This window comes from Caballeronia temeraria (assembly GCF_001544795.2).
GTDB classification, from domain to species: Bacteria; Pseudomonadota; Gammaproteobacteria; order Burkholderiales; family Burkholderiaceae; genus Caballeronia; species Caballeronia temeraria.
Genome location: NZ_FCOI02000009.1, coordinates 190,442 through 214,239, shown reverse-complemented (window position 1 = coordinate 214,239; position 23,798 = coordinate 190,442). Strand labels below are relative to the sequence as shown.

The 23,798-nt window shown below is 63.6% G+C and carries 32 protein-coding genes; 18 read left to right on the top strand and 14 right to left on the bottom strand.

What is annotated here, in order from left to right; all coding sequences use genetic code 11:
* Positions 1 to 5 precede the first annotated feature (5 nt).
* From AWB76_RS15970 to AWB76_RS15935, 8 genes are all read right to left on the bottom strand, one after another.
* Positions 6 to 209, bottom strand: a complete 204-nt coding sequence (locus tag AWB76_RS15970) for a hypothetical protein (protein ID WP_061161089.1) — start codon at positions 207 to 209, stop codon at positions 6 to 8.
* A gap of 462 nt (positions 210 to 671) precedes the next feature.
* A complete protein-coding gene (locus AWB76_RS15965) occupies positions 672 to 1,064 on the bottom strand; it encodes a hypothetical protein (RefSeq protein WP_061161088.1) in 393 nt (130 codons plus the stop codon).
* Position 1,065: 1 nt separating this feature from the next.
* Positions 1,066 to 1,506 carry a putative endonuclease domain-containing protein gene (locus tag AWB76_RS15960; protein ID WP_244173377.1) on the bottom strand — a complete coding sequence of 147 codons (441 nt, stop codon included), beginning with the start codon at positions 1,504 to 1,506 and terminating at the stop codon, positions 1,066 to 1,068.
* Positions 1,503 to 1,658 carry a hypothetical protein gene (locus AWB76_RS41620; protein WP_167357760.1) on the bottom strand — a complete coding sequence of 52 codons (156 nt, stop codon included), beginning with the start codon at positions 1,656 to 1,658 and terminating at the stop codon, positions 1,503 to 1,505. The genes AWB76_RS15960 and AWB76_RS41620 overlap by 4 nt, the downstream gene beginning before the upstream one ends.
* Before the next feature lie 359 nt (positions 1,659 to 2,017).
* Positions 2,018 to 2,263, bottom strand: coding sequence for a hypothetical protein (locus AWB76_RS15950; RefSeq protein ID WP_061161086.1), 246 nt, complete (start codon positions 2,261 to 2,263; stop codon positions 2,018 to 2,020).
* A 74-nt stretch (positions 2,264 to 2,337) separates the two neighbouring features.
* Complete coding sequence (locus AWB76_RS15945) at positions 2,338 to 2,976, bottom strand: DUF6475 domain-containing protein (RefSeq protein ID WP_061161085.1); 639 nt, start codon at positions 2,974 to 2,976, stop codon at positions 2,338 to 2,340.
* Positions 2,963 to 3,808, bottom strand: coding sequence for a hypothetical protein (locus tag AWB76_RS15940; protein ID WP_061161084.1), 846 nt, complete (start codon positions 3,806 to 3,808; stop codon positions 2,963 to 2,965). The genes AWB76_RS15945 and AWB76_RS15940 overlap by 14 nt, the downstream gene beginning before the upstream one ends.
* Before the next feature lie 194 nt (positions 3,809 to 4,002).
* Entirely contained in the window at positions 4,003 to 4,308 is a 306-nt protein-coding gene (locus AWB76_RS15935; RefSeq protein ID WP_061161083.1) for a helix-turn-helix domain-containing protein, read from the bottom strand.
* A gap of 83 nt (positions 4,309 to 4,391) precedes the next feature.
* Between AWB76_RS15935 and AWB76_RS15930 the strand changes: the two genes are divergently transcribed.
* From AWB76_RS15930 to AWB76_RS15885, 13 genes are all read left to right on the top strand, one after another.
* Entirely contained in the window at positions 4,392 to 4,841 is a 450-nt protein-coding gene (locus AWB76_RS15930; RefSeq protein ID WP_061161082.1) for a hypothetical protein, read from the top strand.
* 357 nt (positions 4,842 to 5,198) lie between these two features.
* Positions 5,199 to 5,435: a hypothetical protein gene (locus tag AWB76_RS40945; protein WP_157696139.1), complete on the top strand. Its 237-nt coding sequence runs from the start codon at positions 5,199 to 5,201 to the stop codon at positions 5,433 to 5,435.
* A gap of 100 nt (positions 5,436 to 5,535) precedes the next feature.
* Positions 5,536 to 5,850, top strand: coding sequence for a hypothetical protein (locus tag AWB76_RS15925; RefSeq protein WP_157696138.1), 315 nt, complete (start codon positions 5,536 to 5,538; stop codon positions 5,848 to 5,850).
* On the top strand, positions 5,847 to 6,008 hold the full coding sequence (locus tag AWB76_RS40940) for a hypothetical protein (protein WP_157696137.1): 162 nt from the start codon (positions 5,847 to 5,849) through the stop codon (positions 6,006 to 6,008). Before AWB76_RS15925 ends, AWB76_RS40940 begins: the two co-directional genes overlap by 4 nt.
* 286 nt (positions 6,009 to 6,294) lie before the next feature.
* The gene (locus AWB76_RS40935; RefSeq protein ID WP_157696136.1) at positions 6,295 to 6,552 is read left to right on the top strand and encodes a hypothetical protein; all 258 of its coding nucleotides are present in this window, start codon (positions 6,295 to 6,297) and stop codon (positions 6,550 to 6,552) included.
* A complete protein-coding gene (locus AWB76_RS15915) occupies positions 6,542 to 6,742 on the top strand; it encodes a hypothetical protein (protein WP_061161079.1) in 201 nt (66 codons plus the stop codon). The genes AWB76_RS40935 and AWB76_RS15915 overlap by 11 nt, the downstream gene beginning before the upstream one ends.
* The gene (locus AWB76_RS15910) at positions 6,739 to 7,602 is read left to right on the top strand and encodes a PD-(D/E)XK nuclease-like domain-containing protein (RefSeq protein WP_061161078.1); all 864 of its coding nucleotides are present in this window, start codon (positions 6,739 to 6,741) and stop codon (positions 7,600 to 7,602) included. The genes AWB76_RS15915 and AWB76_RS15910 overlap by 4 nt, the downstream gene beginning before the upstream one ends.
* Positions 7,603 to 7,604: 2 nt before the next feature.
* Entirely contained in the window at positions 7,605 to 8,636 is a 1,032-nt protein-coding gene (locus tag AWB76_RS15905; RefSeq protein WP_063936352.1) for a hypothetical protein, read from the top strand.
* A gap of 108 nt (positions 8,637 to 8,744) precedes the next feature.
* Positions 8,745 to 9,242, top strand: a complete 498-nt coding sequence (locus AWB76_RS15900; protein WP_061161077.1) for a hypothetical protein — start codon at positions 8,745 to 8,747, stop codon at positions 9,240 to 9,242.
* Positions 9,239 to 9,364 (top strand): hypothetical protein, encoded by a 126-nt coding sequence (locus AWB76_RS42715; protein ID WP_279616410.1) that lies wholly within the window; start codon positions 9,239 to 9,241, stop codon positions 9,362 to 9,364. The genes AWB76_RS15900 and AWB76_RS42715 overlap by 4 nt, the downstream gene beginning before the upstream one ends.
* Entirely contained in the window at positions 9,312 to 9,572 is a 261-nt protein-coding gene (locus AWB76_RS43055) for an excisionase (RefSeq protein WP_061161076.1), read from the top strand. Before AWB76_RS42715 ends, AWB76_RS43055 begins: the two co-directional genes overlap by 53 nt.
* Positions 9,562 to 10,689 carry a tyrosine-type recombinase/integrase gene (locus AWB76_RS15890; protein ID WP_061161075.1) on the top strand — a complete coding sequence of 376 codons (1,128 nt, stop codon included), beginning with the start codon at positions 9,562 to 9,564 and terminating at the stop codon, positions 10,687 to 10,689. Before AWB76_RS43055 ends, AWB76_RS15890 begins: the two co-directional genes overlap by 11 nt.
* A gap of 64 nt (positions 10,690 to 10,753) precedes the next feature.
* On the top strand, positions 10,754 to 11,407 hold the full coding sequence (locus AWB76_RS15885; protein WP_061161074.1) for a DsbA family oxidoreductase: 654 nt from the start codon (positions 10,754 to 10,756) through the stop codon (positions 11,405 to 11,407).
* Positions 11,408 to 11,428: 21 nt separating this feature from the next.
* Here AWB76_RS15885 and AWB76_RS15880 read toward each other — a convergent pair whose 3' ends face one another.
* From AWB76_RS15880 to ypfJ, 3 genes are all read right to left on the bottom strand, one after another.
* A complete protein-coding gene (locus tag AWB76_RS15880; protein ID WP_061161073.1) occupies positions 11,429 to 12,331 on the bottom strand; it encodes a flagellar brake protein in 903 nt (300 codons plus the stop codon).
* Positions 12,332 to 12,511: 180 nt separating this feature from the next.
* Complete coding sequence (waaC, locus tag AWB76_RS15875; RefSeq protein WP_061161072.1) at positions 12,512 to 13,507, bottom strand: lipopolysaccharide heptosyltransferase I; 996 nt, start codon at positions 13,505 to 13,507, stop codon at positions 12,512 to 12,514.
* A 196-nt stretch (positions 13,508 to 13,703) separates the two neighbouring features.
* The gene (ypfJ, locus tag AWB76_RS15870) at positions 13,704 to 14,576 is read right to left on the bottom strand and encodes a KPN_02809 family neutral zinc metallopeptidase (RefSeq protein ID WP_061161071.1); all 873 of its coding nucleotides are present in this window, start codon (positions 14,574 to 14,576) and stop codon (positions 13,704 to 13,706) included.
* A gap of 349 nt (positions 14,577 to 14,925) precedes the next feature.
* Here ypfJ and AWB76_RS15865 point away from each other — a divergent pair, with 349 nt between their 5' ends.
* From AWB76_RS15865 to AWB76_RS41615, 3 genes are read left to right on the top strand one after another with little or no spacing between them, the layout of a single operon-like run.
* On the top strand, positions 14,926 to 16,323 hold the full coding sequence (locus AWB76_RS15865) for a cytochrome ubiquinol oxidase subunit I (protein WP_061161070.1): 1,398 nt from the start codon (positions 14,926 to 14,928) through the stop codon (positions 16,321 to 16,323).
* A 4-nt stretch (positions 16,324 to 16,327) separates the two neighbouring features.
* A complete protein-coding gene (gene cydB / locus AWB76_RS15860) occupies positions 16,328 to 17,329 on the top strand; it encodes a cytochrome d ubiquinol oxidase subunit II (protein WP_061161069.1) in 1,002 nt (333 codons plus the stop codon).
* Positions 17,307 to 17,444, top strand: a complete 138-nt coding sequence (locus tag AWB76_RS41615) for a hypothetical protein (RefSeq protein WP_167357759.1) — start codon at positions 17,307 to 17,309, stop codon at positions 17,442 to 17,444. The genes cydB and AWB76_RS41615 overlap by 23 nt, the downstream gene beginning before the upstream one ends.
* 21 nt (positions 17,445 to 17,465) lie before the next feature.
* On the opposite strand, the gene AWB76_RS15855 is transcribed toward AWB76_RS41615, so the two are convergent.
* Complete coding sequence (locus tag AWB76_RS15855; RefSeq protein ID WP_061161068.1) at positions 17,466 to 18,515, bottom strand: permease; 1,050 nt, start codon at positions 18,513 to 18,515, stop codon at positions 17,466 to 17,468.
* Between the two features lie 34 nt (positions 18,516 to 18,549).
* Positions 18,550 to 19,614 (bottom strand): tRNA 2-selenouridine(34) synthase MnmH, encoded by a 1,065-nt coding sequence (mnmH, locus tag AWB76_RS15850; protein ID WP_061161140.1) that lies wholly within the window; start codon positions 19,612 to 19,614, stop codon positions 18,550 to 18,552.
* Positions 19,615 to 19,747: 133 nt separating this feature from the next.
* Between mnmH and AWB76_RS15845 the strand changes: the two genes are divergently transcribed.
* Positions 19,748 to 21,124 carry an ethanolamine ammonia-lyase subunit EutB gene (locus tag AWB76_RS15845; protein ID WP_061161067.1) on the top strand — a complete coding sequence of 459 codons (1,377 nt, stop codon included), beginning with the start codon at positions 19,748 to 19,750 and terminating at the stop codon, positions 21,122 to 21,124.
* Positions 21,121 to 21,879 carry an ethanolamine ammonia-lyase subunit EutC gene (gene eutC / locus AWB76_RS15840; RefSeq protein ID WP_061161066.1) on the top strand — a complete coding sequence of 253 codons (759 nt, stop codon included), beginning with the start codon at positions 21,121 to 21,123 and terminating at the stop codon, positions 21,877 to 21,879. The genes AWB76_RS15845 and eutC overlap by 4 nt, the downstream gene beginning before the upstream one ends.
* Here eutC and AWB76_RS15835 read toward each other — a convergent pair.
* Positions 21,876 to 23,732 carry a sigma-54-dependent Fis family transcriptional regulator gene (locus tag AWB76_RS15835; RefSeq protein ID WP_061161065.1) on the bottom strand — a complete coding sequence of 619 codons (1,857 nt, stop codon included), beginning with the start codon at positions 23,730 to 23,732 and terminating at the stop codon, positions 21,876 to 21,878. The two genes, eutC and AWB76_RS15835, sit on opposite strands and share 4 nt — an antisense overlap.
* Positions 23,733 to 23,798 lie beyond the last annotated feature (66 nt).

Below are 23,798 nucleotides of genomic sequence, written 5' to 3'. Positions count from 1 at the left end.
TTTGCTTAAAGCAGCCTGCCGAGCGCCGCCCCGACAGCCAGTCCAATGATCGACGCCACCACGATCCGCGTGCCGATGCAACACCGGCAGTCCGTACCGAGCGTGAGCCACACGAGCGCACGGCCGATGCGGCTGTCGTCGCGATCACAAGGATTCAGCTTCATCGCTTCTTCGGCGGCGGCGGAGGCAGCCGCTTTTTGCAGGGGCATCCCATTCGCAGGATTCTCCAATGGTAAGGTGAGCGTGTGCCAGTGATCAGGCTTCGGATCATTTCGCAGGCTGACTGTCGTCATGGCTATAGAAATCTTCGTGCCCTTGCGAACGCTTCGCTCGCGTCTTCCGAAGCGAGGCCTCTGGACTCCTGGCGAATTCCTCTGGCGGCTTGCCTCACGGATTTAGTTGCGGCGAAAACCCGCGACAACCGACAGGGCGACAAATATATGCAGTCCATCCCGATTGCTAAACGACGCTCGCGGAAATGAAAAACGCCCAGAGGCGTGAGCTGTCTGGGCGGAATGTATTGCGGGTGGATGCGCTGGACTTGAATGCGGGTTTGCGGCTAGAGATCGAACCTTTCGTCGCCGCCTTAGCAGTGCGTTGCGGTGCTATTTCGATCGACCTACGCCACAGCCGCGTTTTCGTCAGACGCAACTCTCCCCTCGGCGCAGATACTACGAAATTTTCTCCGGGTTTACAAGGCCCCGAACAAGATTCCGGGCCGCGAGTTGCGGCCTCATCACCTGCTTCGCCTTCGCATAGTCCGCGTCCTGCGTTTCCGGATAGCGCGGATTCCGAAACACCGTGCGCCCGGCTCTGAAGTTGCGCACCGCCGTGTTCACCGCGATCCGCAGCCGAATGTCGAGGCGCTCGACGATCGGCTCGACAATTTTGCCGACGCTCTCACGCAGTTGGGCGTCGACCGTGTCCGACAGGTCATCCCACTGCCGGCTGATCCGGAAGCCGCGGCACGTCGCGTCCGTGCGCGCGTAGCCCGCGACACCCTGGTATGTGCTGCTCCACCCGTACCAGTCCACCAGCAGGTCGTCGATCTCGTCCGTCTGCATGCTATCCCCGTAAAGTCTCACTCAACAATTGGCGCACTGCTGCGAGCGCCGAACCGTCTTTCACCATCGAACCCGTCACGCGCAGCACGCGCCAGTCGAGGACAGCCGCCGCGTTGTACTTGATGCAGTCCGCCTCGAATCCACTGCCGCGTGTGTGTCGCCCGCCGCTCCATGTACCGCCTTCGATCTCGACCGCGATGCGCGATACCGGCCACGCGAAATCGAACCTCCAGCGCCGCGTCGGGTGGAACCGATGCTCGCGCACCGGCGCCGGCAACTTCGCCGCGCGCACCTGAAGCGCGAACGCTTCCTCCAGCGCACTCGGCGCGGTCGGTGTCTTCGCACCGACCATCTTGCGTTGCGACGGCTCGAGTGGCGCGGCCTTGCGCGAGCGCAGCGTGCGCGTCGCACCGCGAATCTTCGTGCCGATGAGCGTGCTCACGCGCGCATCCTTCCGGCCGAGCCGACGGGCGCCGGCGCATTACACCCGCCCGCGCTCGAGATGCACACGCGCATGTCGATCACGCCAAGCGAACCCAGCACTGCGAGACCAACGAAGAGCGCGCCGACAATCTGCAGGAGCAGTCCGATCATGGCGCGCGTCGATCGCCTCTTTCGCAGGGCTTGCGATTGTCGTCCCGTCTTGAAGCTCAAGTCGGTCATCTCGATCGATGCCGACGCCGGCGCGGATGCGAGAGCAACCCTCTTGCCGGTTGAGGGGCCGGCGTCTTCGTGAGCCTCGTTGCTCTGGCGGTACCTCGTTGGGGCGTTCATGCCTACCTCGTATTGAATCCGGCGCCTGCGCCGTTCTGTAAATCAAACCGCATCGTGATGTACCTGAACATCACCTGAACATTTCTGAGCATCACCTGAACAATTCAGGGCGCTCCTTCGAGAAACTTCGACTTCAGCGCGTGCCAAGCGTCGCGACGAGCCGATGCACCCGTGCCCATTCATCCATGAATCCGTTCCGCATCCCGCTGCTCTCGCCATCTCACGAACGGCCTTCGCACGTACTGCTCGAATGCTGCCGTTGCCTGCGCATCCGTCGCGATCTCCCGCCGACTCGTCACGCCGCAGAACTCGCGAATCATCTGCGCGCATCCGGATTCGTCGAGGGTCTGCCCGCAACAGTCCGACATCCACTCGCGGAATCGCGGATCGCGCGGCAGCGAACCCGCGAGTTGCGTGACGTTCATTTCAGTCTCCCGACGACGACCAGCACCCGTCCGCGACGCTCGGGTTCATGTCCTCGCCCTCCTTGCCTGCGTATTCACGCGGCGACCGCATCGGCCAATGCCGTGACGGGCGCACTGCGCGGCGTCACTGCCAGCAGAGGCTGGTCAGAACCGCTTCTGAAAACTCGCTCCGCCGCGGCCGCATCGCCGATCAGAATCGGCTCCTGACTGCGCTGCCCGGTCCGCGTGTTTTGCGCGTCGGCAATGCCCGTCAGCACCGGCACATAAGCGGGCACCTCGCTGCGCATCCGATACCCTCGATACCGATTGACGAATTCGTTCCGCACGAATGGCCATTCGTTTTCCGTTTTCTGACCCAGAGGAATCCATCCACCCATGTCCGTCAGCACGCGATGGATGACAGGATCGTCGAAGACGACGCTGCGATATGCGCCCACCTCGCGCAACGCGCGATCGACCTTCGACCACGCGAGCAATGCCGCGTCCTGCGTGCCGCCATCAAGCATTCGCACGACGTCCGCCGGCTTCGGCAGGAACTGGCCCGCGTCCGGATTCAGCAGATGGCGGTTGAGCGCATCGGCGACGGCCTCGAGGTCGAACGGACCCATCGCCTGCGTCCAGACGCGCCCGGCGAACGCCGACAGTTCTTTGCCGTAAAAGGCATAGACGTCCGAAAGCATCGCCGTGAAGCGGCCGATTTCAGTGGTTTGCATCCTGATACTCCCTTGCGATTTGCTCGGCGACTTCTCGATTCCGGCGCTCCAACGTCTCCTGACGGCTCGGCTGCTCACGCTGCCGAGCGCCGCGCGCTTTCGCCGATGCCTTCGGATTCAACAGATCACCGATGATCGGCGCGAGATAGTTCGGTCCGATCGCCTTGCTGAGATTGCGCGAAGCGACAACGGACAGCCCTGCATCGAGAATCTCCGTTGTCACCCTGAGGTCATCTGCCCACGCAGCGATGTTGGGGTTCGCGCTGTTCGCGCCAATCACGCCCCGCCGACGCAAGTACACCGCGATGTCGACAGCGCGATCAGCCGAAGGCGGCGTTCCTTCGCGCCCGCGCGCACGCGCATCTTCAGCGCTTCCTGGAACCTCCTTACTCCATTCCTCTCCATTCCATTCCTCTCCGCTCCTCTCCGGGGGTGAGGGTTCGGCGACGACTCGGCCATCGCGCGCCGACTCGTCGCCGACTGCTCCATGCACAGTCGACGATTTTTGCGCTTTCATGCGGGTTTGCCGGCGCTTCGCCGCGCCGTCCGGGTACGTGCCGTCCGGCGTGGGATGTTTGAAACTCGGCTTCTCGATCTTCTGGTGGTGCCAGCCGGTGACGAGCCAGTAGAACTCTCCGTCCACGTCGTACTCGTCAACGAGACCGACCGCGATGCATTCGTCGACCATTCGGCGAACATCGTCGCCGGTCAGGTCATCTGCCGGAAAGACCTCGGCTTTCAGTGTCTTCAGTTTCGCCGGATGGATGCCGGCGTCATCGCAGAAATTCCACAGGCCGATGAAGGCGAGCCGCGCATCGCGTGACAAGTCCATGACTTGCTCTGCAGTCCAAAATTCTGGTTTGATCGAACGAATACGGGCCATAGCTACTGTGCGCGCTCGCGGTCACGGCGAGCGAATCGTGAGTTCAAGGGAATGCGCGGCTCTACGTGGTTCACGTCCGGGCACGGCGCTCCGGTGCGCCGGGTCGTTCCGACGGTGCCCTCCACTACGGGGGGCTGACCGCTTCACGCCATCTCCCCTGCCGTGATCGGCGTTGAGATTCCCTGGGCGCTGTCGACCTCCGCGCACCCGCTGTTTCGCATATACAGCCAGTCGTCGAGCAAATCGGGGCGCAGATCTTCGCAACGCACGATGAGATCCGGTTGCGCGGTTCGCGCCTTTCGCTCAATAGCGATGCAAAGCGCTGCGCTGAACCGTCCGCCACCGCTGATACATTTGCGGATGTAGCCGAGCGACGTGCCGCAATCCGCGGCAAACCGATCCTGCTCGTCCGGCGCAAGGCTGTTGAGAAATGTTCGAAGAGTATCCATACGAAGAATATTACCAAACGGTTCTCTTATTTAGATACTTTTTGGTGTTTTACCTTTTAGTAATAGGATCGGATAATTTCTCTATGAACCTTGCCGACATCCGCCGACTTCGCTTGCGCGAACTCATCGACGCTCAGTACGAGGGCAGTCAGGCCGAGTTTCTGCGCGCGTCCGGCGAAAACCAGAGCGAGATTTCCGGAATCCTGGGAGGCAGGAAGTCGTTCGGCGAGAAAAAGGCCCGAAAGATCGAGGTCGCGCTCCATCTCCCGGAGGGCTGGCTGGACGAGGCTCGGGACGAAAAACAGGCGCACGGCGCGGGCTACGTCAGCCCACAGGCCGGAGCGATCATCGCCGCTCTGGATTCCGTCAGCGAAAACGATCTCGTGACGGCTATCGAAGTTCTGGAAAAGGTGCTGCGCGCGAAGCGTGCAAGCGCCGCGATCAAACACACGGAAGAGGGCTTTGGGGACGAGGTTGAGTCTTTTTCCGTCGGGAGACCCCGATCAATCGCAACGAAAAAGAAAGCATGCTGAGAGCCGCGAAAGCGGCTCTTTTCTTTTCTGCCGCGGCACCCGGGCCCTCAAAGTGTCGGGTTGAGCGCACCAAATCATCCTGTTCGCCAATAATTGCGCGCTGACAATTCTTTACGCTGCGTGCTGACAATTAGGCTACCCACCAACAATATCCGCTGCCATTTCGCGGTATAACCGAGTAATTTATGCTTCATATTTATCCGGTTTGAGCGAAATATTCCAAAAACAAGTGAGCTGTCTAACTAACTCAGAAGCACACTTCAGCCCGCTCCACGGCACGGCGCATCGTCTCCACCGGACAAATTCAGCAAGGACCGTATCGCAAGCCGTCGCCTTGGCATGCCGAGGACGCGTGTGATGACAGTCATCGACGGTAGGGCGTTTTTTTCGCGTCGACCGCGTCACGGCAGTGGCACGTCAGGCGCCAGCACGCCTCCGCCTCCTCCTGAACTTCCCAAGAATCACATCCTGATTGTGCCGAACGAAGACGGCACGCACCGCGTGAGTCGCTCTGGAACTTATCGCCAAAACAGAATGCTGGCGATCAACGCGCTCACTGAGACCGCGGCCTTTCTCTCCCGCGACGAAAGTTAAATTACCATTTGGTGTTGACACATCAATACTATTTGGTATTATTAAGCCATCGACACCACCCGCGCGTCCCGCGCTGCGTGTCACGAAAGATGGGTGAGCCATGCAATCCATTCCGCGAACCGAAGCAATGCGCGACCGCGCAATCGATCGTGATCTTGCACGTTTCGACGTCGTTGACGACGAGCAGCTCCGCGCAGCAATTAGTCTGGAAGTGCTTGAACACGAAGTGTTCGATGCGCTCGACGACATGCCCGAGGGCCGGCATAGCGCGCTGATGGAAGCGCTGTGCAACGGTGACACGGCGGAGCACAACTCGACGATCGTTCTCATCATGCGCAGCGCGTTCAACGCGGTGGTGGACCGCGAAATTGCCGAATTCAAAGCGCGACTGCGCGAACCTGCGGAGGACGCATGAGCAAGCACGACATGCAGAAGCTGCTCGACACGCTCGAAGCCGCGCGCGATGCCCTCGAAATGTCGGTCACCGACATCGAACTCAACGAGGCAAGAGCAAACATCCGTGCCAGCATCTGGACTGTGAAGCACTGCCTCCGTGCTGTAGCCGCGGTTTGATCGGCGGCCGCCCTAGCGCCGGTTCCAGGCACGATGATCCGGCGGGCGCATCGACAGCAGGACGCGCGAATGTGTGAACTGGAACATCAAGTTTGCGACCGATTGAACGCATCGGACTATTTAAGGAGTACGACTGATTTTGAGCAAGGCGAAACATGCGTCGCAGCGTACGAATTTTTCGGAGACGCGACGTCAGACACTCGAAGCACTGAAACAACTCGGGCGCGCCGAGGCGACCGAACTCGCCGCTGTCCTCGGGGAGACACCGAACGCGATCAACTCACGCATGGTGCGCCTGCACCGCATGAAGCCGAAGCTCGTGCATGTCGTGGAGATCGTGCCGCCGCGATCGACCGGTCGACCGTCCCGCATTTGGGCGCTCGGCGATAAGCCTGATGCCACGCAGAAGTCGAAGACACGGCGCGTTCCGCTCGTCGAGCAAGAAGCGCGAAATCGCGCTCAGAAACTTGCCGAAATCGTCCCTCGTCGCCATCCGGACATCGTCGCGTTTTTTGGTCCTGCGGGAGGCAGTCATGTCGCGTGAAATCACGACACCGTCCGGGCTGCGCGCATTGCCGGGTGGCGCGCTCGTCGAGTGCCTTGCTAACTTCCAGGCCCGCATGATTCGCGCGCATCAGCGCGGTTGGCGAGATGCCATGCGCGGAAGCGGGCCGCTCGAAGACGACTTCGCGTACCGCCAGGGCCACGCCGACGCGCGCAGGAAGTCGCATTGATCCGGTCCGACCTCACGATCGAGCAGTATCACGCACTCCCCGACGTCTCGAAGTCGGGACTCGACGATCTGCACGTTTCGCCCGCGCATTTTTTCGCGCTGCACCGCGATCCGAATCGGCCGGCGCCGCGTGAGCGCGCCGGACAGCTCGAGGGCAATCTGGCGCACTGCGCGATTCTGGAGCCCGATGAATTCGCGCAGCGCTACGTGACGATCCCCAACGATGCGCCGCGCCGCCCGACCGACGCGCAGTGGCATGCAGCGAAACCTTCGGAGGCGAGCATCCGCGCAATGGCGTGGTGGCGCGAATTCAACGAGCGCACGCAGGGCGTCACCGTGATATCGCCCGGGCAATACGACGCGGCGATGCGCCAGGCTGAATCGGTGCGCGCGCTGCCGGATATCCGCGAGGCGCTGTCGCGCGGACGCGCTGAAGTGAGCGCGTTCTGGCGCGATCCCGAGACCGGCGTCGCGTGCCGCTGCCGGCCGGACTGGATCTACGAGGCGACCGACGCCGCTGCGATTCTCGTCGACGTGAAAACATTCAGCAGCGCCGGAGCGAGCGAGTTCGCACGGCAGGCGGCGCGCAAGCGTTACCACGTGCAGGACGCCTTCTACACCGATGGTTATGCCGCGGCCAGCGGGCGTGACGTGCTCGCGTTCATCTTCGTCGCCGTCGAAACCGAATGGCCCTATGCCGCGCACGCAATGATGCTCGACGATCCCTCGAAGGCGCAGGGCCGCGCGGAATATCAGCGCAACCTGCGGACGTATGCGCGCTGCGTCGAGACCGGCGAATGGCCCGGCTACTCGAAAGAGATTTCTTTGATCACCCTGCCCTCGTGGGCGTTTCAGGATTGAATATGACCGAACTCGTTGCATCGCCATTCGGAACAAGGCAAACCGTCGTCACCGACACCGCCGGCGCGCGCCAGGACCAGAGCCGCGAGCTCGCCGAAACGCAGGTGAAATATCTGATGGCGCAGCAGTTCCCGCGCGATGTCGTCAGGAACATGGACAACATCCTCAACGCGTTCACGCGCCTGACGCTCGCCGAGCAGAGCCAGTATCAGTTCAGCCGCGGCGGCTCCGACATCAGCGGGCCGAGCATCCGCGCGGCGGAAGCGATGGCGCAGCAGTGGGGAAACATCGAACACGGGTTCCGCGAGCGCTCGCGCGGCGTCGATGCAACCGGCGTTCCGTTTTCTGAAGTCGAGGCATTCTGCGTCGATCTGGAGAGCCGCACGTCGAAGCGACTGCAGTTCATCGTGCGGCACTGGCGCGATACGAAGAGCGGCGGCTACAAATTAAAAGAGGAGCGCGACATCTACGAACTGATTGCGAATCAGGCGCAGCGCCGCGTGCGCGCCTGCATTCTCGCGCAGATCCCGGGCGACGTCGTCGACGCCGCGATGCAGCAGGCGAACGTCACGCTCAACACGAAGGCGGATGTCAGCCCGGAAGGCATCCAGAAGATCGTCACCGCCTTCGAGCAGTTCGGCGTGACGAAGGAGCACGTCGAGAAGCGCATTCAGCGTCGCCTCGAATCGATCCAGCCGGCGCAGGTCGTGACGCTGAAGCGCATCTATGCGAGCCTGCGCGACGGCATGAGCGCGCCCGGCGAGTGGTTCGAGATGGAGCAACCCGCGACCACGGGCGAATCGACGACGCTCAAGGACATCGCGAAACAGGCGAGCGGCAAGAAAGCGCCGAAGCAGGCCCCGCAGAGCAACGCGCCCGAGTTCGCGCCCCAGCAACTTATCGATCTGATGCGCTCCCGCAAGGACATCGACACGCTCAGCGCCGATGCTTCGATGATCGGCTCGCTGCCCGAGGACGACCAGCAACCCGCGCTCGACGTCTACAACGAATGCCTCGCGGCGCTGTCCGCGTAACGAACTGCGGGCCGCCGGCACCGTCGAGACCGGTGTTTGCCTCGAAGCCGGTATTGCAATCCTCGATGACGGGCGGCTCGTCCTGCGCCCGGCTTTTTTGACACAAACATGCATCCATTTCTTCAAAACCGAAAGGACCGCCGCGCCGACGAGCGCGCGCATCGCAAACTGCTGCAACGCGTGGGCAAGAGCGCCGCACAGGCGGCGGCCGACGTCTCCCTGCTCCACTCCGCCGGACACGCGCTGATGTGGTACGCGTGCACGTGTGGGCACCGCGAACGCCTCTGGAACAGCCGCGACGGCGGCGCACCGTTCGCGATCCCCTGCCCGTCGTGCGGCGATGTCACGTTGATGCACGCCACAGCGAACGACGACATCGCGCCGCATCACGTCCCGCACGAAGGACAGCGCGTGCTCGTCGATATGACGCGCGCGCAGGCCGAGCAGATCGTGGCGCGGATGTTCGCGAAAGCGCGCGTGCCGCTCGATCATCCGCGCTTCGATCAAACAGTCGCCGACCTGCTCGCACACACGACGGGCGAAATGGCGCTCGTCGCAGTGGCCGGTGACGTGGCGTACTACGCCGGGCGGGAGGTGGCGGCATGACGATCGGCTACAAACAGCTTCGCGAACTCGCGGTCGCGCTGCCTGACGAGATCGACTCGCTGAGATGCAATGGTGCGGTCACCCGTCGATTCGCGCGCGGCGCACGCGCTCGCGGAGGTTGAGATGGCGCGCCTGGTCCCTGTCGCCGATTGGGCAGTCGAAGTCTTCGGAAAGCACTGTCCACATCGCAATACGCTTCTCAACTGGATTCGAGACGGAAAGATCGTTCCGCCTCCGAAGAAGATAGGCCATCGATATTTCTGCGCTCCAGACGCCTCCTATGAAGATCCGGTAGCCAGTCAGCTCGAGAGGATGATCGGTGGCCGCTAGAAGACGAAAGGCGGCACGTCGCGCGTGGCCGGCGAATCTGTATCAAAACGCGGCGGGTTATTTCTGGTTCCGTAACCCCGATGATGGCAGGACCATCGGTCTCGGCCGAGACTTCAAACTCGCGACGGCGCAAGTGCGGACGGCGAACGCCGAGTTGTTGCGGCGGCGCGGCGACATATCGCTTCTTCAGAAAATCGATGGCGCGGGCATTAGCTTCGCTGAATGGTGTCTTGAGTATGAGCGCGAGAATCTGCCACAGAACCGGCACAGCGCCGTCGGGATGCGCTCACAGCTCAAGGGCATTCGCGCGTCCGCCTTCGCGTCTCAGGCGATTGCTGCGGTACGTCCCAGGGAAGTCGCGGATTTTCTTCGCGACGTACAGGAGCAGCGCGGCTCTTACGCGGCGATCGCCTATCGATCGCGCCTCGCTGATGTCTTTCGCCAGGCGATCGAACGCGGCTTCGTTGACTCGGGACGCAGTCCCGTCGACGCCGTTTTCAAACCCAGGACGGCCGGCGTCACGCGGAGCCGCCTTACGCTCGACGAATACAAGCAGTTGATCGCGAAGGCGCGAGAAGAGCCGCGACACCGCTGGATTGCAAACGCGATCGAGCTGGCGCTCGTCTGTGGGCAGCGCAGAGAGGATATCGCCAAGATGCGCTTCGATCAGATCCACGATGGATTTCTGTGGGTGGAGCAATCGAAGGGCAAGGAAGGTCACCGGTCCAAGTTGCGCATTCCGCTCGATCTGCGCCTGGATGTGCTCGGTGTGACGCTGGGCGACGTGCTGAAGAGATGTCGGGACACGGTCGTTTCGAAGTACGTGATTCACTTCATCGCAACGAGCGGGGGCAGCAGGCCGGGCGATGCGTGCAAGCCTGCGACATTGAGCACGCGTTTCGCGGCCATGCGCGACGCTGCCGGACTCGTTGCGCCCGACGGCAAAACGCCCGTAACGTTTCATGAACTGCGGTCGCTGGCGGCACGGCTCTACACGGAACAGCATGGCGCGGACTTCGCGCAGGCTTTGCTCGGTCACAAATCGCCCGAAATGACCGCGCTCTACCGCGACAGCCGAGGACGTGAGTGGACCGAGGTGAAAGTCAAAGTCGGCTAAAATTTTGGACAGTGTTTTGAACGAATTTTGGACGAATTTTGGACGAGTGCCCGGAAAGCCTTATATGACAAGCCCTACATTGTTCATCGACGTCTGGTCGGACTTCGCGTGTCCGTTCTGCTATCTCGAGACACCTGTGCTTGACCAGTTCCGCAACGCCTACGGCGACGCGGTTGAAATCCGCTGGCACGCGTTCGAATTGCGCCCCGAGCCGACGCCGCTCGTCGATCCCAACGACGAAAAAATCGTCGAATCGTGGGAAAACTCGGTGCGCCCGCTCGCGGAAGAACGCGGCGTGACGATGCGCATGCCGCCGGTCACGCCGCGCAGCCGCAAGGCCTTCGAGACCGCCATGTTCGCGCGCGAATCCGGCCGTTTCGATCTCGTGCATCGCGCGATCTTCAAGGCGTATTTCGAGGAAGGCATCGATATCGGCGATACCGACGCGCTGCTCGACATCGCGGCGACCTGCGGCGTCGATCCGGAACTGCTCGAAGAAGCGCTCGATGACGGCACGTACACCGATCTCGTGATCGAAGACGAAGAGTTCGCGAAGAAACTGGGCGTGACCGGCGTACCGTTCGCGGTGCTGTCGCGCGAGCCCGCGCCCGGCCAGCAGGAACCGCCGCCGCCGATCGCACTGCGCGGCGCAGCGCCGATCCAGCATTTCGAAGCAGCCGTGGAGCGCCTGTTTCCCGACGGCTTCCCGGGCGTCTGAAGCCTCGCGGCCGGCGCGATCCTAGGTGTGCTCGGCCATGAACGATTTCAGCGCAATGCGCTGCGACGGTTCGAGCGTTTCGAATTCGAGCCCGTACGCCGCGCTGCCATCGGCCGGATCGATCGTGCCGACATGGCGCACGATCGCGACGGTCTCGATCTTGACCTCGACGCCATCGGTCCTGAACTGAAACGACAGTCGCAGACGGTCGCCCATGTGCGCAGACGGATTCGCGACGGTCAGCGACATGCCATACGGACTGATGTCGCTCACGCGGCCTAGTTGCAGCGCGCCTGGCGGCCCGCCTTCGGTGGCGAAATGCGCCGCGAGGCGCGTCGGCATGCGCGCGAACTTGCGTGTGCGCAATCGGCGGATCGCGCCCGGCGCCGACAGCACCGCGTAATTGAACGGCTCGCGGCAGGTGGCGTCGACGGTGCAGGCGAAGCGAAACACGCCGCGTCCGGTGAGCGCGACCAGATCGACCTGCTCGCCGAGCGTCAGATCGAGTGGGTTGAATCCCGTCATCAAGGGTTGCGTCACGAAAAGCGAGCGCTCGCCCTTGCGGCGCGGCGTAGAAAAGCCGATGACGCGGCTCGCGTACATCGCGGAGCCCGTGCCGCCGGTGCCGCGCAAGCCGACCCGCGCGCCGATGGTGAGACCGATGTCCTCGAGCGTCAGCGGCCCGTCCTTCGCCGCCTCTTCCTCCGGTGCACTCGTGACCGGCTCCTGGATCACGCGATGCGGCTCGAAATGCCGCAGCATGAATTCGAGCGCCGGGGCGTCCGGCACGACCGTGCCCGCGTCGAAAAGTGTCGCGCCATCGGCGGCGACGATCGGCCATTCGAGCGATGCACCCAGCGGAATCTCGGAAGGTTCCAGGCGCACCATCGACTGGCGCGCATCAACGGCGGTTTCTTCGGTCATCTTATCGGACGATTCTTAAGTGTTTTCCGCAATCGTCGTGCTTGCCGAGTTTGCCGTCAAGTGTTGTACGGCAAGTTTTACGTTAGCGCATCCATCATTTCGATGTGTCATGGACTTCCTACCGCCCAATTTGACGGTAGAAGTTTTATGCGCATAACATTTTTTATGAGATATACGCGCTCAACGAATGGTCGCGCCGGACTCCGTCGACTGAGGAATCGTCACGCTTTCTATTGCGGCCAGCACTTGCGGCACATCGGGCGGCGCGCCTTCATCGCCGATAGAAACTGAACGGCCCGGATCGTTCACGCCGAAATGCTCGCGCGACGTGGCGGCGAACAGCATGACCGTGCGGCGTTGCAGAGCGTGCGCAAGATGCACGAGCCCCGTGTCCGTACCGACGACGAGCTCCGACGCCTGAATCCAGTGCGCGCACTCCACGACGGAGAGCTTCGGCAGTACGAGCGCGCCCGGCACGAGCCCCGCGATGGCTTGCGCTTCGCCCTGCTCGCGCTCCGTTCCCCACGGCAGCGCGATCGAATAGCCGCGCGCGGCGAGCCAGCGTCCGACTTCGCCCCAATGGTCCTTCGGCCATTTCTTCACGTCCGCCGACGTTGCATGAAACAGCATGGCGATGCGCGCATCGCGCGGAATGTTCAGCTCGCGCGTGGGCGCCGGCAAGCGGATATTAAAGTCCGGCGTATCTTCCAGCCGATAGCCGAGCGCGTCGGAAACGCTCACGCGCATGCCGCGCCAGGCATCCGTGAGCGGACGCGGACCGAATCGCGCGTTGTACGCGAAAGCCGCCCCGAGCTCGCCGAGGTCCTTGTTCTGATAGCCATAGCGACGCCGGCCACGCGCGATGAACGCGATGATCGCGCTCTTGTAGACGCCGTGGATATCGAGAATCACATCGTATTTTTCGGCGCGCAGCTCGCCGATCGACGCGCCGATCTCCTTCAGATCGTTCCAGTTGCGCGCTTTCTTGAACTTGCGCAACGGCGCGCTCAGCACCCGGTCGACGCCCGGATTCCAGCGGATGATATCGGCGAAGGCGGCGTCGGCGGCCCAGTCGATTGTGGCGGACGGGAACGCGCGCCGCAGATCGGCAACGACCGGTAGCGTCTCGACGATATCGCCGAGCGACGTGACTTTGACGATCAGAATTCGCTTCATGGAAATTACGAGAGTGCTCCGGCGCGCATCGCGGCCCAGCGACGTGCTGGGCCGGCCCCGGAAAAGCAGCGATTCTAATGAATTTGAGACAAACGCACTGTCAGCGTTTGTAAGCCGCGATCCGGAAAACAGATGCGGCGGGAAATTCAGAATAGCCTAATTCAAACCGGCGGGTCGCCGCGTGGCGCAGCCCCGGCTAGAGCGAGCGCGCGGAGAAGGTGTCGCACTGGGCGATATCGCCCGATGACATGCCGCGCCGCAGCCAGCGCTGACGCTGCTCGCTCGTGCCGTGCGTGAACGCCTCGGGCACGACGCGCCCTTGCGACTGCTGCTGCAGACGGTCATCACCGATCGCGCCTGCGGCGTTCAATCCCTGCTCGAAATCGCCCGGCTCCATCAGCTTCGCATTGTCGCGTTGCGCGACGGCGGCCCAGACGCCCGCGAAGCAATCCGCCTGCAACTCGACGCGCACCGACAGCGCATTTGCCTGCTCGCGCGTCATGCGCGAGCGCGCCTGATCAACCTTGTTCATGATGCCGAGCACGTTCTGCACGTGATGCCCGACTTCATGCGCAATCACATACGCCTGCGCGAAATCGCCGCCCGCGCCGAAACGGTCGCGCAACTCGCGATAGAACGAAAGATCGATGTACACCTTGCGGTCGTTCGGGCAATAGAACGGGCCCATCGCCGCCTGTCCTGTGCCGCACGCGGTCTGCGTGGCGCCCGAGAACATCACGAGCCGCGGCGCCGGATAGTCCTGGTTGAACTGCGCGCGGAAGATGTGCTGCCACGTCTGTTCCGTGTTGCCGAGCACGCGGCGCACGAACACCGCGCCGGGATCGGTGGCCGGTTGCGCGTTGCTGGGCGCGGCCTGCTGTTGCGGCGCGTTGCCGTGCAACATCTGCGCGCCATTGATGATCGTCATCGGATTGATGCCGAAGAAATACGATGCGGCGATCGCCACGACGATCGTGCCGATACCGATCGATCCGCCGCCCATGCGGAAGCCGCCGCCGCCGCGCCGGTCTTCGACATTCTGACTTTCTTGTTGGTCATCGAGGCGCATGATGCTTCTCCTTCCTACTCGCGCGCGGCGCGTGTGCAAAAGCCATTATGGTACCCGCGCGCATCGCACGTCTCGTGCCGGGACATCGTAAAAGTTCTTTCTGAACCGACCTTTCGCGTGCGGCGCATCAGTGCGGTCGATTGTCGCGAAAACGCGTGCGCGCACTTGCCGCACCGCACCATCCCGCCGTCTTGAAATTCCCGTCAAATCAATTCGATACGGCCGCCGAACCCTTGCCACTGCGGCATTTGCGCGCAATGCAGATTCCCTGACGCAGCGCAACAGTTTCTTGAAATGGCGCTAAGCTCCGGCCCGTCACATAGCGTGAAATTTCAAGGCACAAGTCATCATGCATTCGACTCCCGAAGCACTCGATCTGGCGCGTATCCAGTTCGCGTTCACCGTCTCGTTTCATATCATTTTTCCGGCGCTTTCCATCGGGCTCGCGAGCTTCATCGCGGTGCTTGAAGGCGCCTGGCTCAAAACCGGCAAGCCGGTCTACAAGGAACTGTGTCTTTTCTGGTCGAAGGTCTTTGCCGTCGCGTTCGGCATGGGCGTCGTGTCGGGCGTCGTCATGGCGTACGAATTCGGCACCAACTGGGGCGGTTTCTCCAGCTTCGCCGGTCCGATCACCGGGCCGCTGCTCACCTATGAAGTGATGACCGCGTTTTTCCTCGAAGCGGGCTTCCTCGGCATCATGCTGTTCGGCTGGAACAAGGTCGGGCCGAAGGCGCATTTCGGCGCGACACTGATGGTCGCCATCGGCACGATCATCTCCACGTTCTGGATTCTCGCGTCCAATAGCTGGATGCAGACGCCGCAGGGCTTTCGCATCGAGGGCGATCATGTCGTGCCGGTCGACTGGTGGGCGATCATCTTCAATCCGTCGTTTCCGTACCGGCTCGCGCACATGGCAATCGCGGCGTTCATCGTCGCGGCGCTCGTCGTGGCTGCAACCGGTGCATGGCATCTGCTGAAAGGCCGGCGCGATCCCGCCATCAAGAAGATGTTTTCGATGTCGCTCTGGCTGCTGCTCGCCCTGACGCCGATCCAGGCGCTCGTCGGCGACGCGCACGGTCTCAATACGCGCGAACATCAGCCGGCGAAGATCGCGGCGATCGAAGGTATCTGGGACACCGAGAAAGGCGGCACCGCGCTCAATCTCTTCGGCATTCCCGACATGGAAGCCGAAACGACGAAATACGCCGTGCAGATTCCGCATCTCGGCAGCCTGATCCTCACGCATAGCTGGGACGGCGAGATTCGCGGCCTGAAGGAATTTCCGAAGGAAGATCGCCCGAACTCGACGCTCGTGTTCTGGAGTTTCCGCGTGATGGCGGGACTCGGCGTGCTGATGATCGCGATGTCGTTCGCGGCGTGGTGGCTGCATCGCAAGCGCAAGCTGTTCGATGCGCGCTGGTTCCATCGCTTTGCTTTGGCGATGGGTCCGACCGGCTTCATCACGCTGCTCGCGGGCTGGGTCACGACCGAAGCCGGCCGTCAGCCGTGGGTCGTCTACGGCGTGATGCGCACCGCCGATGCCGTGTCGCCCGTCACGGCGCAGCAGGTCGGCGTGTCGCTGCTCGCGTTCGTGATCGTCTACACGATCGTGTTCGGCACCGGCATCTACTACCTGCTGAAGCTGCTGCGTCACGGCCCCGCGCTGCCGGGCGAGCCGACGCACTTGTCCGGCGGCAGCGCGCGACGTCCGCTCAGTCTTCCGCATCAGTCCATCGAAGGAGCATAAGAATATGGACCTCACCCTCGCCTGGGCCGCGATCATCGCGTTCGGCCTGTTCCTCTACGTGGTGCTCGACGGTTTCGACCTTGGCATCGGCATTCTCTTTCCGTTCTTTCCCGATCAACACGATCGCGACGTGATGATGAACACCGTCGCGCCCGTCTGGGACGGCAACGAAACGTGGCTCGTGCTCGGCGGCGCGGGCCTCTTCGCCGCGTTCCCGATGGTCTATTCCACTGTGCTGTCCGCGCTCTATCTGCCGCTCGTGCTGATGCTCGTGTGCCTGATCTTTCGCGGCGTGTCGTTCGAGATTCGCGCGAAGGCGCAGCGCACGAAGCCTATGTGGGATCTCGCGTTCATTGGCGGATCGGCGGGCGCGACGTTCTTTCAGGGCGTGGCGCTGGGCGCGTTCCTCGACGGCATTCCCGTCGCCGATGGCCGCTTTTCCGGCGATGCCTTCGGCTGGTTCACGCCCTTTTCGATCTTCACGGGCGGTGCGCTCGTCGTCACGTATGCGCTGCTCGGCGCGTGCTGGCTGATCGCGAAAACCGAAGGCGATCTGCAGCGGCGCATGTATCGCGTGGTGTGGCCGCTGACCGTTCTGCAGCTCGCGACGATTGCGGTCGTCAGCATCTGGACGCCGTTGCAGGATGCGGGCATCGCGTCGCGCTGGTTCGATTCGCCGTGGTTCTATCGCATGTTGCCGGTGCCGGTGCTCGTCGGGGTTTGCGCGTGGGCGATGCATCGCTCGATCGAATCGCGTCACGAGAAGCGGCCGTTCGCGGTGGCGCTCGGCTTCGTGTTTCTCGGCTACTCGGGTCTGGTGCTGAGCGTGTCGCCGCACGAGATTTTCCCCGGCGTGTCGATCTGGGACGCGGCCGCGCCCCGTTCGAGCCAGCTCTTCACCATCGTCGGCGCGGCGGTGATTCTGCCTGTGATCGTCGCTTATACGACGCTAGGCTATTGGGTCTTCAGAGGAAAAGTGCGTCATGGCGAACATCACTACCATTGAGCGCGCGCGGAAGGTGTTCTGGTTCGTGGCGTTGTGGATGGCGGGCGTCGGCGGCGCGATGCTGCTCGCGCTGCCGTTCAAGCTGCTGATCAAGGCGGGGGCGGCGATACATTGATGCCGCGCGCCCTCGGCGTCCTCAAAACAACGCCGCCGCGATCACGCCGCTTACGATCCCGAACACCACGACGGAAATCCCCACGAACGCCAGCACGCGCGGCGGAAACGACCGCGCGAGCATCGCGAGCGAGGGCACGCTGACGGGCGGCAAGGTCATCAGCAAGGCGCCTGCCGGTCCCGCCGCCATACCGAGCGACAACATCGCCTGAATGATGGGCACTTCGCCCGCGGTCGGGATCACGAAGAGCGTGCCGGCGACGGCGAACGCGGCGATCCACAGCATGCCGTTGCCGATATCCGGACCGATGTGCGGAAAGAGCCACGCGCGCGCCGCGCCGAGCAGCAGCACGAGCACGATGTACTCCGGCACGAGCCGCAGCGTCATGCGGCCGAGGATTTTGATCCAGCGCGAAAACGCCGTGCCCGGCTCATCCTCTTCGATGAGCTTCGCGAGCGTCTGACGCGATGCCGCCGCCTGCGCCGGCGTCACCATGCGGTTGATTGCGTAGCCGAGGCCGAACACCATCAGCACGCCGAGCACGAGCCGCAAACCGGTCCACTGCCAGCCGAGCACGAAGCCCATGAAAACCAGCGCCGCCGGATTGAGCACCGTATTGCCGAGCCAGAACGCGACGGCCGCGCCGGGCGCCGCCTCACGCGCGCGCAGACCGGCAACGACAGGCGCCGCGCAACACGTGCACATCATGCCGGGCAAGGACATGAGGCCGCCGTTCACGACGCTGCCGAAGTTGTGCTCGCCGAGCGCGCGCGCGACCCAGCGCGGCGGGATCAGCGCCTGCACCGCGGAGCCGAGCAGGAGGCCGAGCACCATCGCCTGCCAGATCGCTTTGCCGTAGGCCATCGCGTAATCGAGCGCAGCTTGCCACGACGGCTCCGGCGCGCTCGCCGACGTGCCCATCAAGATGGATTTGCCGATCGAATGCTGGCTCGCCGCGACGAACGCGCGGTTGTAGTACGGAAACCATTTCACGTAGAACAGGCCCACGACGGCGATCAGCACGAACACCATCCAGCCGAGCGCGACGCGAGGTTGTCGAAGCGTGGTCATATCTTTTTCTGTCGAGTCGAGTGATGAAATTGGGTCAGAGTGCGGGCGTCGTCTCGGCGAGCCGCGAGAGCAAGGCTTTCGCCTGATCGACGTTGTCCGCGTCGTTCGGACGGAACAGCACGTGCGCCGCGTGCGGCAGTTCCGTATAGAGCGCCTGGCTGCTGCGTCCATACGCGGGATCGTAATGACGGTCGATGAGTTCGGCGAAAAGCTCGGCGCGCGCATTGTCATCGATCAGCCGATGCCAGTGTTCGACGCGCTCTCGGCTATGCAGCCCGACGAGCTTCGACAATTGCGACTTGAAGAACGCGGGGTCGTCGAAGAGATGCCCGTAGTCCTGCAGCAGAAACGCGATGCGGTCCTCGCGCCGCGCCTCGACTTGCACGCACGACGCCGCGTGCAGGCGGTCGAGCACGGCGTCGGGCAGCGTGATCGAGCCGATGCGCCGCCCTTCTGCTTCGACGAACACCGGTTTCGCGGGATCGAAGCCCGAAAGCGTCTCGACGAGCGCCGAATCGAACGCCTTTTGCGTCGGCTGCGGACGGCCCGGCAGCGCGCCGAGCAGCGATCCGCGATGCGCCGCCAGCCCTTCGAGATCGAGCGCCTGCGCGCCGGCCGCATCGAGTGCCTTCAGAAGCCGCGTCTTGCCGCTGCCCGTATGGCCGATCAGCACGACATAGCGAAAACGCGCGGGCAGCGCGCCGAGCCGGTCGATCACGTCGCGCCGGTAGCTCTTGTAGCCGCCGTCGAGCTGGCGCGCCTGCCAGCCGATCATGTTGAGCCACGTCGTCATCGAGCCGGAGCGCTTGCCGCCGCGCCAGCAATAAATCAACGGACGCCAGTTGCGCGGCTTGTCGGCGAAGATCGTGTCGAGATGCATCGCGATATTGCGCGCGACCATCGCCGCGCCGACGCGCGTCGCCTCGAACGGCGAGACCTGCTTGTACATCGTCCCGACGATCACGCGCTCCTCATTGCTGAGCACGGGCGCGTTGATCGCGCCGGGAATGTGATCCTCGGCAAATTCGAGCGGCGTGCGGACGTCGACGATTTCATCGAAATCGCTCAGACGATCGACGGAAACGAGCAGGTTTTTCACGGGCTGGCTGGCGGCTTTGGGCTGAATTGAGCGAAAAATTATCGCATGCGGGCGGATTTCGGCCCGGAAGCGCATTTTTGGCCGGAACGCGAAAGCGGCTAAAGTGCTTGAATCGGTGCTTCGAGAGAGAGCGATGAGCTATCACGAGACGATCGGCGCGCGCCGCTACCGCTTCGACGATCTGAAGACGCTGCTCGCGCGCGCCAGCCCGCGCCGCTCCGGCGACGAGCTCGCGGGCATCGCGGCGGCGACGGAAGAAGAACGCGTCGCCGCGAAAATGGCGCTCGCGCAGGTGCCGCTCGCCGCGTTTCTCGACGAGCCGCTCATCCCCTACGAGGATGACGAAGTCACGCGGCTCATCGTCGACACGCATTCGCGCGAGGCCTTCGCGCCGATCGCGCACCTGACGGTCGGCGGATGGCGCGAGTGGCTGCTCGCCGACAGCACCGATACCGCCGCGCTCGAAAGCATCGCGATGGGCGTGACGCCGGAAATGGCCGCCGCCGTGTCCAAGCTGATGCGCAATCAGGATCTGATCCTCGCCGCGAGAAAACGCCCGGTCGTCACGCGCTTTCGCACGACGATCGGCCTGCCGGGCCATCTCTCGGTGCGCCTGCAGCCGAATCATCCGACCGACGATCCGAAGGGCATCGCCGCATCGATGCTCGACGGCCTGCTCTACGGCTGCGGCGATGCCGTCATCGGCGTGAATCCGGCATCGGACTCGCCCGCGGCCATCGGCAAGCTGCTCACGATGATGGACGACTTCCGCCAGCGCTACGACGTGCCGATGCAGTCGTGCATTCTCACGCACGTCACCAACACGCTCGCGGCCATCGAGCAAGGCGCTCCCGTCGATCTCGTGTTTCAGTCGGTAGCGGGCACCGAGCGCGCGAACGCGAGCTTCGGCGTGTCGCTCGCGTTGCTGGAGGAAGCGCGCGACGCGGCGTTGTCGCTCGAGCGCGGCACCGTCGGCGATAACGTCATGTATTTCGAGACAGGCCAGGGCAGCGCGCTGTCGGCGAATGCGCATCATGGCGTCGACCAGCAGACCTGCGAGGCGCGTGCGTATGCGGTCGCGCGCCGCTTCGAACCGCTCCTGACGAATACCGTGGTCGGTTTCATCGGCCCGGAATATCTCTACGATGGACGGCAGATCATCCGCGCGGGACTCGAAGATCATTTCTGCGGCAAGCTGCTCGGCGTGCCGATGGGCTGCGACATCTGCTACACGAATCATGCCGAAGCGGATCAGGACGACATGGACACGCTGCTCACGCTGCTCGGCGTGGCGAACGTCAACTTCATCATGGGCGTGCCCGGCGCGGACGATGTCATGCTCAACTATCAGAGCACATCGTTCCATGACGCGCTCTATATACGCCGCGCGCTGAACCTGAAACGCGCGCCGGAATTCGAGGCGTGGCTCGCGAAAATGCGCGTCACCGATGCGCGCGGCGACCTGCTCGCCGCGCCCACGCAACCTCTGCTCGAATGGATCGACTCATGACGAACGCCGACGCCTGGGAATCGCTGCGCCGCTTCACGAACGCGCGCATCGCACTCGGCCGCGCGGGCAGCAGTCTGCCGACCGCGCCGTTGCTCGCGTTCGAACTCGCGCATGCGCAGGCGCGCGACGCCGTGCATCAGCCGCTCGATACGGCCGCACTGCGCGATGCGATCCGCGCCGCCGGTTTCGATACGCTCGACGCGCGCAGCGCCGCGCCCGATCGCGATCATTATCTGCGCCGTCCGGACCTGGGCCGCCTGCTCGACGATGACAGCGCGAAGCGGCTCGAAGCGTATCCATCGGACAGCGAACTCGTTTTCGTCGCCGCCGATGGTTTGTCGGCCTTCGCCGCGCAACGTCACGCCGCGCCCTTGCTCGCGATCCTGCGTGCGCAGCTCGGCGGCTTTCGCGTGGGTCCGGTCGTGATCGCGACGCAGGCGCGCGTCGCGCTCGGCGATCGCATCGGTGAGCTTTTACGGGCGCGGATCGTCGTCGTGATGATCGGCGAGCGGCCGGGACTCAGCTCGCCCGACAGCCTCGGTCTGTACGTGACCTGGGCGCCGCGCGCGGGACGCCACGATGCCGAGCGCAACTGCATCTCGAACGTGCGCCCCGAAGGACTCGATTACGAGACCGCCGCGTTCAAGCTGATGTGGCTGCTCGACGAAGCGCGCAGGCTGAAACTCACGGGCGTCGGCCTGAAGGATCATAGCGGCGCGCTGCCGGCGCCGGATGCGGGACGGCTCGAAGCCTAGACGCGCAACTTGCGATACAGCGTCGTGCGCGATATGCCGAGCGCGCGCGCCGTCGCCGACACATTGCCGTCGTGCGCCTTGAGCGCCGCCGCCACCGCGCTCGCTTCGATATCGACGAGACGTGCGCCGCTCGCGGGCGCGTCATCGAGTTGAACGCGCTCGCCGAGCTCATCGAGAAAATCGTGCGGAAGATGCTCGACGCGAATCTGCGTCTCGTGATCGTCGAGCATCGCGGATGCCGTGCCCAGGACATTGCTCAACTGCCGCAGATTGCCCGGCCACGGATGGCGCGCGAAGAGCGCGAACACTTCGTCGTCGATGCTGACGGCGCGGCCCGCGAAGCACTCGCGGCGCAGAATTTTGTCGACGACCGCATGCAGATCCGTGCGTCCGGCGAGCGGCGGCAGCGTCACCGAAAGCCCGTTGATGCGGTAGTACAGATCCTCGCGGAATCCGCCCTGCGCAACGCATTCGCGCAGCTTCCGGTTGCTCGCGCAGACGAGCATGAAATCCACCGGCACCGCGCGCGCAGCGCCGAGCGGCTCGACGACGCGCTCCTGCAGCACGCGCAGCAGGCGGCTTTGCATCGCGAGCGGCATGTCGCCGATTTCGTCGAGAAAAAGCGTGCCGCCGCTCGCCTGCACGATCTTGCCGATCGCGCCGCGCTTCGCCGCGCCCGTGAAGGCGCCCTGCGCATAGCCGAAGAGCTCGGATTCGATCAGCGTCTCCGGCAGCGACGCGCAGTTCACCGCGACGAACGGCCCCGCGCGGCGCGGCGAATCGGCATGAATGGCGCGCGCGAGCATTTCCTTGCCCGCGCCCGTCTCGCCGCCGATCAGAATTGCGATGTTCTTGCCGACGACCTTGCGCACCCGCGCGACGATGTCGTTGATCTGCGGATCGCCGGTGCAGAGTTCGGCGAGGCTCGAACCTGCCTGCTCGCGCACGGCGACCGCGCTCGTCGCAATCGCAACATTCGACGCCGCACGCGCATGAAAATCCACGCTCGCGAACACTGCGACGCCGCTATGCAGTTCGAGCCGCAAAGGCGCTTCGCCCGCGCACGCGATGAGGGCATCGGCGCGTTCGCCGAACAGCGCATCGAGCGACTGCGAACGCAACGCGCCGAGTTCGAGGCCGAGCTGGAACTGCGCGCTGCGGTTTGCGCAGAGCAGCCGCCCGTCGAGATCGAAGACGGCGATGCCTTCCATCAACGTGCCGATGAACTCGGGCCGGCTGTGGAAGCGAATGCGCAGGCCATCGGCGAAACCGCTCGCGATCAGGCGGTTCTCGATCATCTGCGCAGACATTTTCACGAGCGCCATCGTGTGCTGGTGATAGCCGCGGCGATCGCCGGTGACATCGAGCACGCCGGAGAGATTGCCGTGCGGATCGAGAATCGGCACGCTGGAGCAGGTCAGAAAGTGATTCGCGCGCAAATAGTGCTGGTCGCCGTGGACAGTGACGGCGGTGCGCTCGGCGATGGTCGTGCCGATCGCATTGGTGCCCTGATGCTCCTCGCTCCACAGCGCGCCCGCCCGCAGCGCGACTTTTTCTGCGCGGGCGAGAAAATCGTCGTCGCCGAGGGAATGCAGAATCAGGCCGCTCGCGTCGGTCAGCGCGATCATGCTGTGCGTGTTGGCGATCTGCGCGTACAGCGTTTCCATCACCGGCAGCGCATGCGCGAAGAGCGCGCGGCTTTCATCGAGCCTGACCGAGAGTTCCGCGCCCGACAGCACGGCGTAATCCGGACGCATCGACTCGACCAGGCCGAACGTGGCCGAGCGCTCGTGCGAATGACGGATGACGTCGTGTTGCGCAGGCTGCAAGGCCGCGCCGATGGCATGCTGCATCGCCTCCTCCTTTTCGATTCACTGTCGCGTGAATGTCTCCTCGGGGCAATGTAACACCGTCGCGGC

What these genes read in the sequence shown, in the direction of transcription:
- AWB76_RS15970 (WP_061161089.1), bottom strand. Translation starts at nt 209, where the DNA reads ATGCCCCTGCAAAAAGCGGCTGCCTCCGCCGCCGCCGAAGAAGCGATG.
- AWB76_RS15965 (WP_061161088.1), bottom strand. Translation starts at nt 1,064, where the DNA reads ATGCAGACGGACGAGATCGACGACCTGCTGGTGGACTGGTACGGGTGG.
- AWB76_RS41620 (WP_167357760.1), bottom strand. Translation starts at nt 1,658, where the DNA reads ATGATCGGACTGCTCCTGCAGATTGTCGGCGCGCTCTTCGTTGGTCTC.
- AWB76_RS15950 (WP_061161086.1), bottom strand. Translation starts at nt 2,263, where the DNA reads ATGAACGTCACGCAACTCGCGGGTTCGCTGCCGCGCGATCCGCGATTC.
- AWB76_RS15945 (WP_061161085.1), bottom strand. Translation starts at nt 2,976, where the DNA reads ATGCAAACCACTGAAATCGGCCGCTTCACGGCGATGCTTTCGGACGTC.
- AWB76_RS15940 (WP_061161084.1), bottom strand. Translation starts at nt 3,808, where the DNA reads ATGGACTTGTCACGCGATGCGCGGCTCGCCTTCATCGGCCTGTGGAAT.
- AWB76_RS15935 (WP_061161083.1), bottom strand. Translation starts at nt 4,308, where the DNA reads ATGGATACTCTTCGAACATTTCTCAACAGCCTTGCGCCGGACGAGCAG.
- AWB76_RS15930 (WP_061161082.1), top strand. Translation starts at nt 4,392, where the DNA reads ATGAACCTTGCCGACATCCGCCGACTTCGCTTGCGCGAACTCATCGAC.
- AWB76_RS40945 (WP_157696139.1), top strand. Translation starts at nt 5,199, where the DNA reads ATGACAGTCATCGACGGTAGGGCGTTTTTTTCGCGTCGACCGCGTCAC.
- AWB76_RS15925 (WP_157696138.1), top strand. Translation starts at nt 5,536, where the DNA reads ATGCAATCCATTCCGCGAACCGAAGCAATGCGCGACCGCGCAATCGAT.
- AWB76_RS40940 (WP_157696137.1), top strand. Translation starts at nt 5,847, where the DNA reads ATGAGCAAGCACGACATGCAGAAGCTGCTCGACACGCTCGAAGCCGCG.
- AWB76_RS40935 (WP_157696136.1), top strand. Translation starts at nt 6,295, where the DNA reads ATGGTGCGCCTGCACCGCATGAAGCCGAAGCTCGTGCATGTCGTGGAG.
- AWB76_RS15915 (WP_061161079.1), top strand. Translation starts at nt 6,542, where the DNA reads ATGTCGCGTGAAATCACGACACCGTCCGGGCTGCGCGCATTGCCGGGT.
- AWB76_RS15905 (WP_063936352.1), top strand. Translation starts at nt 7,605, where the DNA reads ATGACCGAACTCGTTGCATCGCCATTCGGAACAAGGCAAACCGTCGTC.
- AWB76_RS15900 (WP_061161077.1), top strand. Translation starts at nt 8,745, where the DNA reads ATGCATCCATTTCTTCAAAACCGAAAGGACCGCCGCGCCGACGAGCGC.
- AWB76_RS42715 (WP_279616410.1), top strand. Translation starts at nt 9,239, where the DNA reads ATGACGATCGGCTACAAACAGCTTCGCGAACTCGCGGTCGCGCTGCCT.
- AWB76_RS43055 (WP_061161076.1), top strand. Translation starts at nt 9,312, where the DNA reads ATGGTGCGGTCACCCGTCGATTCGCGCGCGGCGCACGCGCTCGCGGAG.
- AWB76_RS15885 (WP_061161074.1), top strand. Translation starts at nt 10,754, where the DNA reads ATGACAAGCCCTACATTGTTCATCGACGTCTGGTCGGACTTCGCGTGT.
- AWB76_RS15880 (WP_061161073.1), bottom strand. Translation starts at nt 12,331, where the DNA reads ATGACCGAAGAAACCGCCGTTGATGCGCGCCAGTCGATGGTGCGCCTG.
- waaC (WP_061161072.1), bottom strand. Translation starts at nt 13,507, where the DNA reads ATGAAGCGAATTCTGATCGTCAAAGTCACGTCGCTCGGCGATATCGTC.
- ypfJ (WP_061161071.1), bottom strand. Translation starts at nt 14,576, where the DNA reads ATGCGCCTCGATGACCAACAAGAAAGTCAGAATGTCGAAGACCGGCGC.
- AWB76_RS15865 (WP_061161070.1), top strand. Translation starts at nt 14,926, where the DNA reads ATGCATTCGACTCCCGAAGCACTCGATCTGGCGCGTATCCAGTTCGCG.
- cydB (WP_061161069.1), top strand. Translation starts at nt 16,328, where the DNA reads ATGGACCTCACCCTCGCCTGGGCCGCGATCATCGCGTTCGGCCTGTTC.
- AWB76_RS41615 (WP_167357759.1), top strand. Translation starts at nt 17,307, where the DNA reads ATGGCGAACATCACTACCATTGAGCGCGCGCGGAAGGTGTTCTGGTTC.
- AWB76_RS15855 (WP_061161068.1), bottom strand. Translation starts at nt 18,515, where the DNA reads ATGACCACGCTTCGACAACCTCGCGTCGCGCTCGGCTGGATGGTGTTC.
- AWB76_RS15845 (WP_061161067.1), top strand. Translation starts at nt 19,748, where the DNA reads ATGAGCTATCACGAGACGATCGGCGCGCGCCGCTACCGCTTCGACGAT.
- eutC (WP_061161066.1), top strand. Translation starts at nt 21,121, where the DNA reads ATGACGAACGCCGACGCCTGGGAATCGCTGCGCCGCTTCACGAACGCG.
- AWB76_RS15835 (WP_061161065.1), bottom strand. Translation starts at nt 23,732, where the DNA reads ATGCAGCATGCCATCGGCGCGGCCTTGCAGCCTGCGCAACACGACGTC.